This is a genomic window from Luteirhabdus pelagi, from assembly GCF_016827595.1.
Lineage (GTDB): Bacteria > Bacteroidota > Bacteroidia > Flavobacteriales > Flavobacteriaceae > Luteirhabdus > Luteirhabdus pelagi.
The window spans coordinates 581014-595470 of the sequence record NZ_JAECMS010000001.1; the positions used below are offsets into that span (position 1 = coordinate 581014).

13 protein-coding genes and 1 tRNA gene are annotated in these 14457 nt (G+C 40.5%); 6 read left to right on the forward strand and 8 right to left on the reverse strand.

The genetic code is table 11. The annotated features are described in order from the left end of the window. Window positions 1–29: 29 nt before the first annotated feature. The 3 genes from I4Q58_RS02660 to I4Q58_RS02670 form a co-directional block, all read right to left on the reverse strand. Window positions 30–1361 carry a hypothetical protein gene (locus I4Q58_RS02660; RefSeq protein WP_203293432.1) on the reverse strand — a complete coding sequence of 444 codons (1332 nt, stop codon included), beginning with the start codon at window positions 1359–1361 and terminating at the stop codon, window positions 30–32. Between the two features lie 459 nt (window positions 1362–1820). Further along, a complete protein-coding gene (locus I4Q58_RS02665) occupies window positions 1821–4007 on the reverse strand; it encodes a glutamine synthetase III family protein (protein ID WP_203293434.1) in 2187 nt (728 codons plus the stop codon). 179 nt (window positions 4008–4186) lie between these two features. Further along, window positions 4187–5140, reverse strand: a complete 954-nt coding sequence (locus I4Q58_RS02670) for a calcium/sodium antiporter (protein WP_203293436.1) — start codon at window positions 5138–5140, stop codon at window positions 4187–4189. Window positions 5141–5339: 199 nt separating this feature from the next. Here I4Q58_RS02670 and I4Q58_RS02675 point away from each other — a divergent pair, with 199 nt between their 5' ends. Together I4Q58_RS02675 and I4Q58_RS02680 are read left to right on the forward strand one after the other, a co-directional pair. Beyond that, window positions 5340–5696: a BlaI/MecI/CopY family transcriptional regulator gene (locus I4Q58_RS02675; RefSeq protein WP_203293438.1), complete on the forward strand. Its 357-nt coding sequence runs from the start codon at window positions 5340–5342 to the stop codon at window positions 5694–5696. Further along, on the forward strand, window positions 5696–7501 hold the full coding sequence (locus I4Q58_RS02680) for a M56 family metallopeptidase (protein WP_203293440.1): 1806 nt from the start codon (window positions 5696–5698) through the stop codon (window positions 7499–7501). Before I4Q58_RS02675 ends, I4Q58_RS02680 begins: the two co-directional genes overlap by 1 nt. Window positions 7502–7727: 226 nt before the next feature. On the opposite strand, the gene I4Q58_RS02685 is transcribed toward I4Q58_RS02680, so the two are convergent. Beyond that, window positions 7728–8237: an adenine phosphoribosyltransferase gene (locus tag I4Q58_RS02685; protein ID WP_203293442.1), complete on the reverse strand. Its 510-nt coding sequence runs from the start codon at window positions 8235–8237 to the stop codon at window positions 7728–7730. A gap of 229 nt (window positions 8238–8466) precedes the next feature. On the opposite strand from I4Q58_RS02685, the gene I4Q58_RS02690 reads away from it, so the two are divergent. The 3 genes from I4Q58_RS02690 (at window position 8467) to I4Q58_RS02700 (ending at window position 10988) form a co-directional block, all read left to right on the forward strand. Next, the gene (locus tag I4Q58_RS02690; RefSeq protein WP_203293444.1) at window positions 8467–8724 is read left to right on the forward strand and encodes a GIY-YIG nuclease family protein; all 258 of its coding nucleotides are present in this window, start codon (window positions 8467–8469) and stop codon (window positions 8722–8724) included. Next, window positions 8702–8775, forward strand: a tRNA-Arg gene (locus tag I4Q58_RS02695). The genes I4Q58_RS02690 and I4Q58_RS02695 overlap by 23 nt, the downstream gene beginning before the upstream one ends. 557 nt (window positions 8776–9332) lie before the next feature. Next, a complete protein-coding gene (locus I4Q58_RS02700) occupies window positions 9333–10988 on the forward strand; it encodes a SulP family inorganic anion transporter (protein WP_203293446.1) in 1656 nt (551 codons plus the stop codon). 58 nt (window positions 10989–11046) lie between these two features. On the opposite strand, the gene I4Q58_RS02705 is transcribed toward I4Q58_RS02700, so the two are convergent. Beyond that, complete coding sequence (locus I4Q58_RS02705; protein WP_203293448.1) at window positions 11047–11484, reverse strand: SRPBCC family protein; 438 nt, start codon at window positions 11482–11484, stop codon at window positions 11047–11049. Between the two features lie 301 nt (window positions 11485–11785). On the opposite strand from I4Q58_RS02705, the gene I4Q58_RS02710 reads away from it, so the two are divergent. Continuing rightward, the gene (locus I4Q58_RS02710) at window positions 11786–12250 is read left to right on the forward strand and encodes a Na(+)-translocating NADH-quinone reductase subunit F (protein WP_203293450.1); all 465 of its coding nucleotides are present in this window, start codon (window positions 11786–11788) and stop codon (window positions 12248–12250) included. A gap of 78 nt (window positions 12251–12328) precedes the next feature. Here I4Q58_RS02710 and I4Q58_RS02715 read toward each other — a convergent pair whose 3' ends face one another. From I4Q58_RS02715 to prmA, 3 genes are all read right to left on the reverse strand, one after another. Next, a complete protein-coding gene (locus I4Q58_RS02715; RefSeq protein ID WP_203293452.1) occupies window positions 12329–13186 on the reverse strand; it encodes a M57 family metalloprotease in 858 nt (285 codons plus the stop codon). Window positions 13187–13335: 149 nt separating this feature from the next. Next, window positions 13336–13611 carry an ATP-dependent Clp protease adaptor ClpS gene (locus I4Q58_RS02720; protein ID WP_203293454.1) on the reverse strand — a complete coding sequence of 92 codons (276 nt, stop codon included), beginning with the start codon at window positions 13609–13611 and terminating at the stop codon, window positions 13336–13338. After that, window positions 13608–14453, reverse strand: coding sequence for a 50S ribosomal protein L11 methyltransferase (gene prmA / locus I4Q58_RS02725; RefSeq protein ID WP_203293456.1), 846 nt, complete (start codon window positions 14451–14453; stop codon window positions 13608–13610). Before prmA ends, I4Q58_RS02720 begins: the two co-directional genes overlap by 4 nt. Window positions 14454–14457: the final 4 nt, after the last annotated feature.

Sequence of the window (14457 nt, forward strand, 5' to 3'; positions counted from 1 at the left end):
TAAAATATTTACTTGGTTAAAATTTAATTTTAGTTGCTTTGGTGAACGTCACTCATGTTATTATTCCCCATTTGGTCTACTGTACTCATGTGGCTTTCTCCTTCTTGAAGAACATCACTTACGTTCCAGTCACCAGTTTGTGTTACTTCAGAGATATTTTCATCTCCAAATTGAGAAACACGAGACGTGTTATGGTCACCTGTTTGAAGCATTGTGCTTTGGTTTAAGTCACCTACTTGTCCACCACCGATCAAAAGACCGTTGTTGTTGTTTCCATACTGCTCGATAGAGCTAGTATTGCTGTTTCCTTCAGAACGTGCATATGCGTGGTTGCTATCGCCTTCCTGAACAATATCAGATTCGTTCATGTTTCCAACTTGTGCCGTTTTAGCACTGTTGTCATCACCAGTTGTACGGATGTAGCTGTTGTTATCGTCTCCGGACTGAACGATTTCTGCAGTGTTGTCATTTCCGATGATGTTAATACCTTCTCCTGGAAGAAAATCATCGTTGGCGTTGTTACGATCCCCATATTGACGAACATCAACGTCGTTGCTATCGCCATTTACGTCGATTAGCATTCCGTTGTCATCACCTACTTGATCAATATCAACTGTGTTGAAGTCGCTTCCACCACTTCCAGAGATTTCGGTAACAGAGTTGTTACGATCTCCGATTTGCATAAGCACTGTAGTGTTATCACTACCTCCTACACGAAGAATTCCACGGTTGTCATTACCTGTTTGTTCAACTTCAGAGTCGTTATTGTCACCACTATGACGTGCTTTAGACAAGTTTAGGTCTCCCGTTTGAAAAACTTCAGTGTTGTTGTTGTCTCCAAATTGCTTGGTTTCTTCTTCGTTTAAGTCACCATCTTGAATACCAACACTGCGGTTATCGTTTCCAACTTGTTCTACGAAAAGAAGGTTGTCGTTTCCACTCTGATTGTGGTTACTGATGTTGTCATCACCATCCTGAAAGACAGTTCCGTCATTATTGTCACCATAGCGCTGACGCAATTGGCTGTTATTACGGTCGCCTTCTTGGTCTACATCAGCATCATGGTCGGAACCACGTTGTAGTACATAGCTATCGTTGTCGTCTCCTAATTGGTAAACATCGGCTGCATCTCCAGTACCAGCAGCTTGGTTTACGCGAGATCTGTTACGATCGCCTTCTTGATACACATTTGAGTCATGATCATCGTTTCGTTGCCATACATCAGAATCGTTTTCCAATCCTTGTTGTACCACCACAGATTCATCATTGTTGCCCTCTTGGTCTACTACACTTACATTTGATTGTGCGAAGAGTGTCGCTCCACAGCATAACGCTGCAGCACTTAGAATAACCTTTTTCATTGATAGATTTTAAATTACTAATTCGATTTAAATGTTTGAAATTCACACAGGACCTTCACCCTGAGAAACAATCGCCGTTGCTCACAGTTCAGTTTTGTAAACTATTTTAAAGGCTTTAAGACACGAATGGTCTTTATGTAATGAGGAGTTATTTTTCGATTCTTAGGAGCTCAAGCTCCGTGCGAATTTCCTTTCAAAAATGTGAATAAAGATTGGCATCTGAAATACGTACATACACGTATACCCCTGAAAATCAATAAAGTATTGTAATATATTTCCTACAAATTCATTGCTTTAATCGCTGACTAGTTTTAATCATTCGATAAAATGCATTAAATTTTAACAGTGGAATTTATATTAAAAAAATGTTAAGAACCTAGAAAAGAAAATTGATTCCTACAAAAAATGCCGCCAAAATCCAAGATTTTAGGCGGCATTTTCCTACAAATTATTTTATAATTATCTGGTAAACAGCAACTCACGGTATTTAGTAAGTGGCCAAATTTCATCGTCTACCAATAATTCAAGTTTATCACAATGGTATCGAATTACTTCGAAGAATGGTTTCACCTCGTTGCAATATTCCTTGGCACGTTTTTCAGCATCTTCAATTTTGTTAGCTTTCTTACGCGCTTCAATCATATCGGTAATCCCTTTATTGATATTTGCGATATGCTCTGAAATCTGTTCTACCAAATTCATTTGCTCTGTCGCATACGACTTGAAGTCTTTTCCATAAATCTCTTTCAACCCACGAACATTCTTAATCAAAATGTTTTGGTATCGAATAGCCGTTGGTATCACATGATTACGTGCAATATCGCCAAGCGTTCGACCTTCAATTTGGATACGCATCGCATATTCCTCCATTTCGATTTCATATCGCGCCTCCATTTCAACCTTACTCATAATATTAAGGTCTTCGAAAAGTGAAATCGACTTCTTATCGATTTTCGCTTTCAAGGCTTCCGGAGTCGTTTTGTTATTGCTTAGGCCACGCTTCTTCGCTTCTTTTTCCCAAGCTTCACCATATCCATCTCCTTCAAAGCGAATGCGCTTACTATCTTTAATATATTCACGCAACACGTTGAAGATCGCATCGTCCTTCTTCATCTTCTTCCCTTTAATAAGGCTGTCTACTTCCTCTTTAAAGTCCTTCAACTGTTTCGCCATAATCGCATTCATAACAGTCATCGGGTTTGCACAGTTGGCATACGATCCTACGGCACGGAACTCAAATTTATTTCCTGTAAAGGCGAATGGCGACGTACGGTTACGGTCGGTGTTGTCCAATAATATCTCTGGAATCTTACCGACTACATTTAATTTAAGGTCGGTTTTATCTTCGGGTGAAAGCTTTCCGCTCTTCACTTTTTCCAACTGGTCCAATACTGAAGTAAGCTGCGATCCGATAAAGGCAGAGATAATCGCCGGCGGTGCTTCATTAGCTCCTAGTCGGTGGTCGTTACTTGCACTACCGATAGACGCTCTTAGCAACTCTTCATATTCATTTACCGCTTTAAGGGTATTGATAAAGAAGGTAAGGAACTGTAAATTTTTCATCGGCGTACTGCCAGGACCCAATAAGTTTACGCCTGTGTCGGTTGCCAATGACCAGTTATTGTGTTTTCCACTACCATTTACTCCAGCAAATGGTTTCTCGTGAAATAATACTTTGAAATTATGACGATCCGCAATTTTATCCATCACATCCATAAGAAGTGAATTATGGTCTACCGCAAGGTTCGCTTCCTCAAAAATTGGGGCCAGCTCGAATTGATTTGGTGCCACCTCATTGTGACGCGTTTTCACTGGAATACCGAGCAACATACACTCATTTTCCAAATCGCGCATATAATTAAGGACACGTGACGGGATAGATCCAAAATAATGGTCATCCAATTGCTGTCCTTTTGCAGAGGAATGTCCTAAAAGCGTTCGACCAGACAAGGTAATATCGGGGCGAGACGACGCTAAGGCTTTATCTATCAAGAAATATTCCTGTTCCCATCCAAGGGTTGCATTTACTTTTGTAACGTTCTTATCAAAATATTTTGCAACAGCAGTTGCTGCTTTATCTACTTCCTGAAGCGCTCGAAGCAAGGGTGTTTTATAATCTAATGCTTCACCGGTATAGGCTACAAAAATCGTTGGAATACATAAGGTCGTTCCATATACGAATGCTGGAGACGTTGGATCCCAAGCGGTGTAACCACGAGCTTCAAAAGTATTTCGAATTCCACCATTTGGAAAACTAGAGGCATCAGGCTCTTGTTGAACTAATTGTCCACCACCAAATTTTTCAATCGCCTGTCCGTCGCTTGTTGTTTCGAAGAAAGCATCATGCTTTTCAGCAGTTGCTCCTGTAAGCGGCTGAAACCAGTGTGTGTAGTGAGTAGCTCCTTTGCTAATAGCCCATTCCTTCATTCCTGTTGAAATGTGGTCGGCTACATCACGGTCTATCTTTTCTCCTTTTTCAATAGCAGCCATGACTGCATTATAAGAAGATTTGGTAAGGTACTGACGCATCGCACTTTGGTTGAACGTATTACTTCCAAAGACGGCTGAGCGTCTCTCCGCTTCCGTTACGGGTTGGGGTTTTCTGTTAAAGGTTTCTGCAATTGCTTTAAATCTAAGCGTTGCCATTTGTTATATTTTAAGGTTGAACGAGGCAAAAATAAACTTTTTTAACCACCACCCCCTAAAATTTACTGTTAAGTTATTGATAAATTGAATTTAACTGTTAATAACCCACTCGATAACACCCCTTAAATCGTAAAATTTCAATTCTAATCCAAGATCACCCCCTTGGAAAATGGGGTGCTTTAGGAAATGAAAGCCAAACTGATAAAAATACCATACGCTACAACGATAAGAAGCCCTTTGAATCTTCCTATTTCAAAACGCTTTGGAAGAAATGCCAAGGGTAGCAATACGGCTGCAAATCCCAGCATCCAAAAGATATCGCTGGACACTACCTCAGGGCTTTTCGCAAAGATGGGTTGTATAAGGGATGTGATACCTATTACTGAAGCAATATTGAAGATATTGGAACCGATTAGATTTCCTAGTGAAATTGCTTTTTCCTTTTTGGCGGCTGCAATGACGGAAGCGGCCAATTCGGGAACACTCGTTCCTACAGCTATCATAGTTACGGCAATGACCCTTTCGGTAACGCCCAAGGCCAATGCTAGATCTACGGCACCCATCACTAACAGTTCCGATCCGCCCCAAAGTGCAACGCCACCTATAATGAGCCATATGATTATTTTGAAATTAGAAGTGTCGGAAAGACTATCATCTACTTCTTCGGAAGCACCTTCCGCCTTACGCTGTTTTTTTGCACGTTGAAGCAAGAAAAATAGATAAGCGAATAAGGATAGCAGTAGCAGTCCTCCTTCCATCCTAGTGATATCGCCGCCATTCTTCAACAACATATAGAATAGGAGTGACAGCAACATCATGGCCGGCCAATTGAACTTATAGAAATCACGATCTATAGCCAAGGGTGCAATTAAGGCTGTTACGCCGAGTACCAAACCGATATTCGCGACATTGGAACCTATTACATTTCCCAAAGAGATATCCGAAAAACCATCAAGTGCGGCCTGAACACTAACCAATAGTTCGGGAGCAGAAGTTGCAAACGATACGACCGTAAGTCCAATGACCATTTTCGACAACCGCAGCTTGAAAGACAATCCCACGGAAGCGCGAACCAAAAACTCTCCCCCAACAACCAGTAAAACCAGTCCGATAAATATAAACAGTATGCTCATTTCAACTAATAAGGTAGCGAAGATACTAATTTGAAATACCTTTTCCGAACACAACGGAATTGGCTTTAAAACTAAAAAATGATACCATAAGTACCTACAATAGCACAATAAAAACTAAATTTTTCGTTATATAACTACAACATTAGTTGTATAACTATAAAAATAGTTTTATGTTTGAAGTCCAATTTTAATAAAACACATGGAAAAATTGACCAATAAGGAAGAAGAAGTGATGCAAGCGCTTTGGAAACTTGGCAAGGCATTTGTTAAAGAGCTAGTGGTGACACTTCCTTCTGATAATCATTATAATACTATTTCGACCATTGTTCGAAATTTGGAGGAAAAAGGTTATGTTTCCTATAACGCTTATGGAAAAACGCATCAATATTATCCCATTATAAGCAAGGAAGCGTATACAAGAACATTTATGCAGCATGCCATGAAGAAATACTTCAACAATAATTATAAGAATGTTGTTTCCTTTTTTGCTGAAGAGGAAAAGATTTCTGCCGACGAACTACGTGAAATTTTAGCCATCATAGAAAACAAGTCGTAATGGAACTATTTTTTCCCATGTTGAAATCGGCGCTAGTGCTATCGCTCTTTTTAGGCGTTTATCAGCTTTTCCTGAAGCAGGATACGCACTTTAGTCTTCACCGTTGGTTCCTTCTATCGGGGATAGCGGTCTCCTTCATTTTGCCGTTCCTCATTTTTGAAACGGTGGTGCAGAAAGAACTTCCTGCAGAACTTCTTATATCACAAGGGGCTGAAAATTTTTCCCCCGATGCCGAAGAAACGGCTATGGTTTCTTGGATAACAATTGGACTTTATTCCTACCTTATTATAGTAGCAGCGTTTTTCATTCGAATGCTCATTCAAATAGGAGGTCTTTTGCATCTTCTAAAAGATATCCGTAGCATCCGAAAAGGCACGATTGTTTACCATATTACGAATCGCTCGCTCGCCCCTTTCTCCTTTTTCAACCATATTGTTTACAATCCTGAACAACATAGTAAGGCTGAAGTACAGATGATTCTAGCGCACGAAACTGCTCATGCGCGACAATTTCACTCGATAGACATACTGATAGCCAATCTTCTTGTTTGTTTACAATGGTTCAATCCGTTTGCATGGATTTATCGAAAGTCTATTATGACCAACCTGGAATATTTGGCGGACCGTGAAAGTATTTCAGTGGCTCCTTCCCCGAAAACATATCAATTGGCAATGGTGAAGAACGCCCTACCGCTATCTACGCCAGCGCTTGCCAGTACCTTTTATCAATCAAACATCAAAAAACGAATTATTATGCTAAACAAAAACAGTTCTAATAGGTTTCACAAATTCAAGATTATCGCTATCCTTCCTTTATTGGCGGTATTCTTTTGGAGTTTTAATGTGAAGGAAAGAGTCGAATGGAATAGTATCGAGACGAATACTTCCGATAATACCCCTACTACTGTTTCAGAAATTGGTGGTGAAACCGCATCTACGGAACCAAATACGACAACCTCTTCGAAAATTGAAAAGGAGGCTGCCACGAATGAAAAGGTTTCTTCCATTAGTAAAAATGAAGAACCCGTTTCTACTGCGGTGCAAGAAACTCAGGAAATCGTTCATGTAACTATTACCAAAAATTCTTCGGATGCCGACCTTGATCAAATGAAACGGATGCTATTGGATGAACATAAAGTTGAATTCGACTATAAAAAAGTGAAGCGCAATGCTGCAGGTGAAATAATCGGCATCCGTATTGTGGTTGAAGACGAATTCTCCGGAAATAAATCGCAATACCATACCAGCAGCGACTCACCGATTAATGACATTCACATCATTCGCAAAGCGAATGGAGGCCTTTCCATCGGAAACCTTAAGTCGAAAGCCGAAGCAAACGCTTCTATGGAAGAAGTGGAGCAAAAAATGGCGGAACGCAGGGAAGAAATGGAAATACGTCGGAAAGAAATGGAAGAGCGCCGTGTCGAAATGGAGGTGGAAAGAGAAGAACGTCGTCGAGATATGCGGGAGGAAATGCGAGCAAGACGTGAAGCAATGCGCGATGAAATGGGGATGCAACGCGATTCGCTACGTGAAGAACGCATTCGGGTTCGACGTGGTGCCATGGATGATTCCGTTCGTATAATAAGGAATAAACATCGAAACGTCCAATTTGGAGCAGGACATATATCGGATAATGGTCAACCGCTTATCGTCGTAGATGGAAAAGTACGCGAGCGAGATGCCTTACAGGAGATCTTACCAGAACAAATTGAATCCGTAAATGTTATAAAGGGTAAAAAGGCGGTCGATAAATATGGTCCGAAGGCTATGGATGGCGTTATTGAAATTAAAACCAAGAATTAGGCATCCTCAATTCTTATATTATTCTTAAACCTCTCGTTGCTTTTCGGGAGGTTTGTTATTTTTAGAGGGTTATGGGATTAAAACGAACATTCTTTAAAGGACTCGCTCAGCTAAACAAGAAAGTGCTACCAAGCTTCACCAAAAAAGATGTCGATCTGTCAAAAGCGTCAAAGCTTCAGTTGGCTTTGTTTGCCTATAAGATGTGGGTAACAAAAAATGCAGTGAATCAGTAACTCATCAACGACCGAACTTCGTACTTCTTTAACTTTTCACTTCCTTTAAGAAACTCCAGTTCTATTAGAAAATTACATTGAATAATTGTCCCGCCAAGTTGCTCAATTAATTTACAGGCAGCTCTCGCGGTACCGCCTGTAGCCAGCACATCATCGTGCAAAAGCACTTTTTCTCCTTCTTTTATGGCATCTTCGTGAATTTCCAAGGCATCCATCCCATATTCTAGGGTATAGGGCTGTTTCAGGGTTTGAAACGGCAGCTTCCCTCCTTTCCGAATGGGTACAAAGCCTGCATTCAATTCTTTTGCCAATAGACTTGCGAAGAAAAAGCCACGTGATTCAATTCCTACTACCTTATCAATTTTGGCATTCGCCAATAACGTAAGTTGCTCGAGACAGTATTGTAATGCCTCGGCATCTGCCAAAAGAGGCGTAATATCTTTAAAATCGACACCAGGTTTCGGAAAATCGGGTATGGCGCGTATGTATTTTTCTAAATCCATGCTATTTTTTTGAAAAGTGCTTTGTCTATAAAGGTAAAAAGAAATATATTTGCACCCGCCTTTCAAGGAAACAGTTTTTCTTTTCCTTTTTGGCGGGCAAGCCCCTAGAAAGTCATATTTTTCTAAGGGCTTACATTAAAATATCGGGCCTCGTGCCCGCCCGTACCGAACGGCACCTGCCCGAAAGTTGTCAGGCGGGCGTTCGGGTGGGGCGCATAAAATACTAAGGATGTTTTATGTATATGTTCTTTACAGTTCAATGTCAGAAAGATATTATGTTGGTATCACCAACAATTTAGTAAGACGACTTGATGAACACAACAGTGAAAAGGTTGCTTCAACAAAGCCATACCTGCCTTGGAAAATCGTTCATCAAGAAACTTTTGAAACTCGACTGGAAGCAAGGAATCGAGAAAAATATCTCAAATCTGCAGCTGGAAGAAGATGGAGAAAGAAAAACATATGGCCTCGTGGCGCAACTGAATAGCGCATCTGATTACGGCTCAGAAGGTTCCAGGTTTGAATCCTGGCGAGGTCACTTAACTCGCAGACCCTGCATGAAAATGCAGGGTTTTGTATTTTGGAGTGTCGAAAGATATCCTTTCGTATACGAACAAGAATTACAAAACCGCAGCACTTTAGTGATGCATATTTGCATTTTCAGGAGAGGGTTCAAAGGATCACCAGAGGTAATCCTGCTGGTATCAAGAGTATAGCGAGTAATCCTGCCCCGGCAGGATGCCCGCGCACCGCCTCGCCCCTCACTACAAAACATCCACAGGATATTTTGCAACCGTTCGGTCGTTGGCGAGGTCACAATAAATAGTTCCATAAGAAAAAACGCCAAGTTTGCTTGAGCGTTTTTTTGTTTGAATTACTTTCAAGACAACGTTCTGGATGGATGTCAGTGTAACGCCCACCCTTTCGAACTTACAATACCAATAAACCATACCCAACACATACGGTTTTCGTTTTAAAAACCTTCCAATTCGCATAAAACCTTAGTTTCTTTGCATACCTTCAAAATAATCTGTCAAAAACGCTAAAAAAATCAGATTTGCTTTAATATCTTATAGCCTTAAACTTAGAATATAGATGAAGACACCTAAATTTCTCCAATTAAACAATCTGAAAGGCGATATCATGGGCGGGCTTGTTGCCGGTGTGGTAGCACTTCCGTTAGCCTTAGCTTTCGGTGTACAATCCGGAATGGGCGCTACGGCCGGACTCTATGGCGCTATTGCAATCGGAATATTCGCTGCAGCTTTCGGAGGTACCGAAACACAAGCAAGTGGACCCACTGGTCCGATGACCGTTGTTTCTGCAGCACTAGTGGCCGGAGCCATTGAAGTTACCGGTAGCCTGGAAGCGGGAATGGGTATAATATTAGCCTCCTTTCTTCTAGCAGGTCTCTTGCAAATTGTGTTTGGTTTTTTAAATATTGCTGGCTACGTTAAATACTTTCCGTACCCCGTAATATCAGGGTTTATGAGCGGGGTCGGTTTGATTATCATAATTCTACAAATTTTTCCTTTCGCTGGATTGGATTCACCAAAATCAACCGTAAAAGTTATAAAAGATATGCCCAGGTTGTTGGAAGAATATAACCTTCAAGCCATGCTGCTCGGTGCTATAACTGTTGTTGTGTATTTCATTTGGCCAAAAGTAACAAAGGCTATTCCAAGTGCTTTGGTCGCACTTATCGTTGCCACACTTATCGGGTATTTCTTCAACATGGACATTCCGGTTATCGGAGATATACCTAGCGGATTGCCAGCGCTTCAGATTGGCACGATTATGAGCATCGAAAGCTCTTCCTATACATTGATCATAGAGTATGCTTTCGTTCTAGCAATTCTAGGTAGTATCGATTCCTTGCTTACAGCTGTTATTGCCGATAATATGACCAAGACAAAGCATAATTCAAATCGGGAATTAATCGGCCAGGGAATCGGTAATACGATTGGAGCCTTAATCGGAGGTATTCCCGGCGCTGGAGCAACAAAAGGTACGGTTGTAAATATTAATGCCGGAGGAAGAACCCGTCGTTCTGGTATGCTTCACGGTACCTTCTTATTAGCTGTGCTATTGGGACTAGGGTCATTGGCTTCGCATATTCCACTCTGTGTATTGGCAGGATTACTGATTCCTATCGGATTTAAGATTATCGATGTGAAAGGTTTAAAGCATTTATTGAAAGTACCGAAATCGGATGCCGTGGTTATGGTTATCGTACTCTTGATGACCACCTTTGGTAGTTTAATCCAAGCAGTAGGAATTGGTGTCGCCTTAGCATGTCTGTTGTTTATGAAAAAGTCGGGCGATATGAGTGAACGCGGACTTGAAGTTGGGAATGTTTCCGATTTGGATGAAACACCCTGGGAAGACGAAGGTGAATTCTACAAAACATACAAGGACAAGGTACTTATCAAACGCCTATATGGCCCGCTGTTTTTTGGCTTTACCTCTTATTTTAAGGATCAGGTGAAGAAACATGCCATCGATGTCGATGCTGTTATTTTTAGAATGGATAGGGTACCTTATATCGATCAATCAGGAATTTATACGCTAGAAGACATCATCTTTGATCTACGTTCTAGGGATATTGAAGTGATGTTTGTCGGTCTTCAAGACCAGCCTAGGGATATGCTGGAAGCGGTTGATGTCGTTCCCGATTTGGTTCCTGAAGAAGATATTTTTGCAACCATATATGATTGCTTGGACTATCTTAAGCTTCGGTTGAGTTCATAAAGCTGAAAAAATACATATTGAATTTGGTTTGAAAGGCATAAATATGCTTTTCAAACCATTAATTCTCTGAAAGCTCCTTAACCTTTTGTAGGGCTTTGCTCCAAAGGTCTTTAAAGGTTTCAACATGCTTATCGTCCATTTCCATCTGAACTTGAAGAAGTGTGGTGCCATCTTCTTCCGATAGGTAGTACTTTTCTTCGGAAGGTGCCCATTCCTTCACCTTTTCACTGGTGGTATCTTCTACCCCATCCTCAACAATACCAATATGTTTAAAAAACATTTTGGCTGGAATTTCTTTCTTTTCAATAATCGCAACCATCCCAGAACCCTTTGGGTCCAAAAAGTGAATTTTACTCCCTTCCTGCCAATCGCTTTTGGCATGCGAGCCCTCTGTAAATGCTGACGTCCATTCCCGGTAGGTCTTGTCATTCCAAAGAACAGCCCAGACACTTTCCCTTTTCGCTTCAATTTCAATTTGAAAGGTTTGATTTTTCATCGTATTCTGAGTTTTGTTAGTTTTCTGATCTATTCCTATTTATCTAAAGAATTTTTGCGATGATCGCCTCCAACGTAGGTGATATTTTATTTCTCCTACTATCAACTTGCAAAAGTATACATATGCTTCTTCTCGGTTTCAAAAGATTTTCCATTTGAAAACTAATTCTGTAGCCGCCTCTTTTCAAAGTTACTGAGTTTTTGGATTATGTTGCTAACATTATTTAATTTAAGGCAAAACATACCTTAATGGTACCTTGATAAACTTGTCTAATTTTCTTATTTTTAATAAAAAGGATTTTATGAAAATGCCAGAACGTTTTGACAATGCCATAAATAAACTCTACACTGCTTTCCATTGTGGTACTTTACAACCGGAATGCTGTAAGCAATGTGCTGTCGGAAATATTATGGACAATACGGATAGCTGGAAACACCTTACGCAACAGCATGGCGGACTTCAATTGAGCTATGTTGGTACCGTTCACGAACGTTTGGGAAGGCGATTTAATGGGTATCTTCCAAGCGAATTACTTCAACTGGAAGCTGAGTTTCTTAAAGGGTGTGGTTATAAACTCCCGTATCACCATAAGAATCAATCTCAAAACATAAAAATTTCGCAGGATATGCTATTCGAAGGACTTTGCTCCTGTGTTACATATTTGAGCAGACTTGAAGGCATATCTGATGCTTTGGATTATTCAGCCTTATTTCAATATTCCCCTTCAACAAAACTTTCAGAAGAAAAAGAAACAGCACTCGTATAACTAACTAATTCAACCATTTTATACATACAAAAACCCGGCTTCGACCGGGTTTTTGCGTTCCAATAAACTATATCTTGACTAGTACATATTCTGTAAAGCAGTGATATCGTTGTTGTTGAACTCACCATCTTCACTTGCACTAAAACAAGCTAGCATGATAGAAGTTGGATCGTATCCCGTGGGCGTTCCACTTACATGATTGGCGCCAACACTTCCAGCTCCTTCATTTACATTCTGGCCACAGCTCTGACGGCTGAACCAGTCGGTATGACGGAATCCTACGGAGTGACCAATTTCATGTGTGATAACATGTTCGTTCACATTCGTATCATATCCATTCAGACCGTAGATCTGAACAAATTTGTGCGGTAGTCCGTTGTAGGTTGGAAATCCAGCACTTCCACCGGCACCACTAGGGTTATTAACCGTATTATCGTATACCACCATATCCTTACTTTGGTAGTTTGTACCAAAGGTTAAGGTAAAGCTGATGGATACTCCGCTTAATCGATTATAATTGTTAACCGCCCATTGTAAGGCAGTTTGCCCTTTACTGGACAACGCCTGGCTTCCACCGGTATATCCGATGATAGAAATATTTCTACCTTGGCTTACTAAATAATTCGTACTGTATTGACGGTCGCCATCGGCATTTTGTGCCGCTTCGGCCATCTGAAGAAGTTGTTCTTCGGTCATTACGATGTCCTCTTCAATAAAAACACGCTGCTCGGTAGTTCCATCTGGAAAATGAAATGTACCATAGCGCACAAAGTTATCGTTGAGTTCGAGAGTTCTGACAGCATCCATTACCGCTTCGGGGATTTCTTGGGTAAGGTTTTGCTCTTCAGATTCTGGGGATTCTTCGTCCTTGGAACAGGACAAGAAGGTTAGGCTACAGGCAAGCATGCCCATGAGCCCATACTTAATGGTTCTCATAGTTATTAGGTTTGTATTAGTAAATAGTTTGTTAGGTTAACCTGAGATAAAAATAACGAAAAAAATATGAACTATTCAAAAAAATAAAGCATTAATTGCCAATATAACAACAAATGCTTTAAATAATAGTGAAATGTTAAAAATGTAACTTAAACTAACTCAGCGCTTAAGCCAGCATCGAGCAATAAACTACATCTCGGTTTTAAATCGTCATAGGAACCCGTTTTTACGGTGCATTTTCCCTTATAATGGACAATTATTGAACATTGCTCGGCCTGTTCGGGAGTGTGGTCGCATACGTGAATCAATGTATTGATAACATGATCGAAGGTATTCACTTCATCATTAAACAATACAATCTGATTCTCCTTCTGCTCTAGTTCGGCGACCGATGATTCTTCCTGTATTCTCTCTTTCGTACTCATACTGCTAAAGTTACAAATTTTGCTGCAATCCAATCGTTTCGTTGCTTATTTCCAACGTATTGAAGTCCGACCTTATTGCAAACCTCTTTGATATCTTCTAGGTCATCTTTGTAAAAACCACTAAAATAGATGACACCGGTATCGTTTAAACATCTCGCGTAAACTGGAATATCCTGCAGCAATATATTTTTATTGATGTTTGCGAGGATGATGTCATATTTCGGATTCGTTGGTAATACTCCAGCATCACCCTGCTTGACCGTAATGTTTTTACAATTATTTAGTTGAATGTTTTCTTCTGAATTCTCTACGCACCAATCGTCAATATCGACGGCCATTACCTCAGCGGCGCCTTTCCGTTCTGCCATAATGCCCAACACCGTGGTCCCACAGCCCATATCGAGTACTTTCTTTTTGGTGAAATCGTCTTCCAAAATATACTGCAACATCATAAAAGTGGTTTCATGGTGACCCGTTCCGAACGACATTTTGGGTGAAATAATAATCTCGTAAGGAACATCGAACGATTTATGAAATGGGGCACGAACGGCGCAAGTATCGTCAACCGTAATTGGACTAAAATTCTGCTCCCAAGCCTCGTTCCAGTTAATTTGTTTTATTTCTGAATGCGAATGTTGAAAGGTGAATTCTTCAGAATTCAATATTGAAACATCCTTTAGCACGCTATCTGTCCATTCTTCCTTTTGGATATACGCCTGAAGCCCAGTTTCCGTTTCCACAAAGCTTTCAAAACCTACCTCGGCAAGCTGTGCGATTAATATTTCAACCGCGGGTTGAAGCGGTGTAACGGTAAAGTCGTATTCGATATAACTATTTGCCATAGAA

Bases quoted from the DNA above. Each gene is read 5' to 3' on its own strand.
- I4Q58_RS02705 (WP_203293448.1), bottom strand. From the start codon at position 11,484: ATGAAAAATCAAACCTTTCAAATTGAAATTGAAGCGAAAAGGGAAAGT.
- I4Q58_RS02685 (WP_203293442.1), bottom strand. From the start codon at position 8,237: ATGGATTTAGAAAAATACATACGCGCCATACCCGATTTTCCGAAACCT.
- I4Q58_RS02670 (WP_203293436.1), bottom strand. From the start codon at position 5,140: ATGAGCATACTGTTTATATTTATCGGACTGGTTTTACTGGTTGTTGGG.
- I4Q58_RS02660 (WP_203293432.1), bottom strand. From the start codon at position 1,361: ATGAAAAAGGTTATTCTAAGTGCTGCAGCGTTATGCTGTGGAGCGACA.
- I4Q58_RS02690 (WP_203293444.1), top strand. From the start codon at position 8,467: ATGTTTTATGTATATGTTCTTTACAGTTCAATGTCAGAAAGATATTAT.
- I4Q58_RS02715 (WP_203293452.1), bottom strand. From the start codon at position 13,186: ATGAGAACCATTAAGTATGGGCTCATGGGCATGCTTGCCTGTAGCCTA.
- I4Q58_RS02675 (WP_203293438.1), top strand. From the start codon at position 5,340: ATGGAAAAATTGACCAATAAGGAAGAAGAAGTGATGCAAGCGCTTTGG.
- I4Q58_RS02665 (WP_203293434.1), bottom strand. From the start codon at position 4,007: ATGGCAACGCTTAGATTTAAAGCAATTGCAGAAACCTTTAACAGAAAA.
- I4Q58_RS02680 (WP_203293440.1), top strand. From the start codon at position 5,696: ATGGAACTATTTTTTCCCATGTTGAAATCGGCGCTAGTGCTATCGCTC.
- I4Q58_RS02710 (WP_203293450.1), top strand. From the start codon at position 11,786: ATGAAAATGCCAGAACGTTTTGACAATGCCATAAATAAACTCTACACT.
- I4Q58_RS02700 (WP_203293446.1), top strand. From the start codon at position 9,333: ATGAAGACACCTAAATTTCTCCAATTAAACAATCTGAAAGGCGATATC.
- I4Q58_RS02720 (WP_203293454.1), bottom strand. From the start codon at position 13,611: ATGAGTACGAAAGAGAGAATACAGGAAGAATCATCGGTCGCCGAACTA.
- prmA (WP_203293456.1), bottom strand. From the start codon at position 14,453: ATGGCAAATAGTTATATCGAATACGACTTTACCGTTACACCGCTTCAA.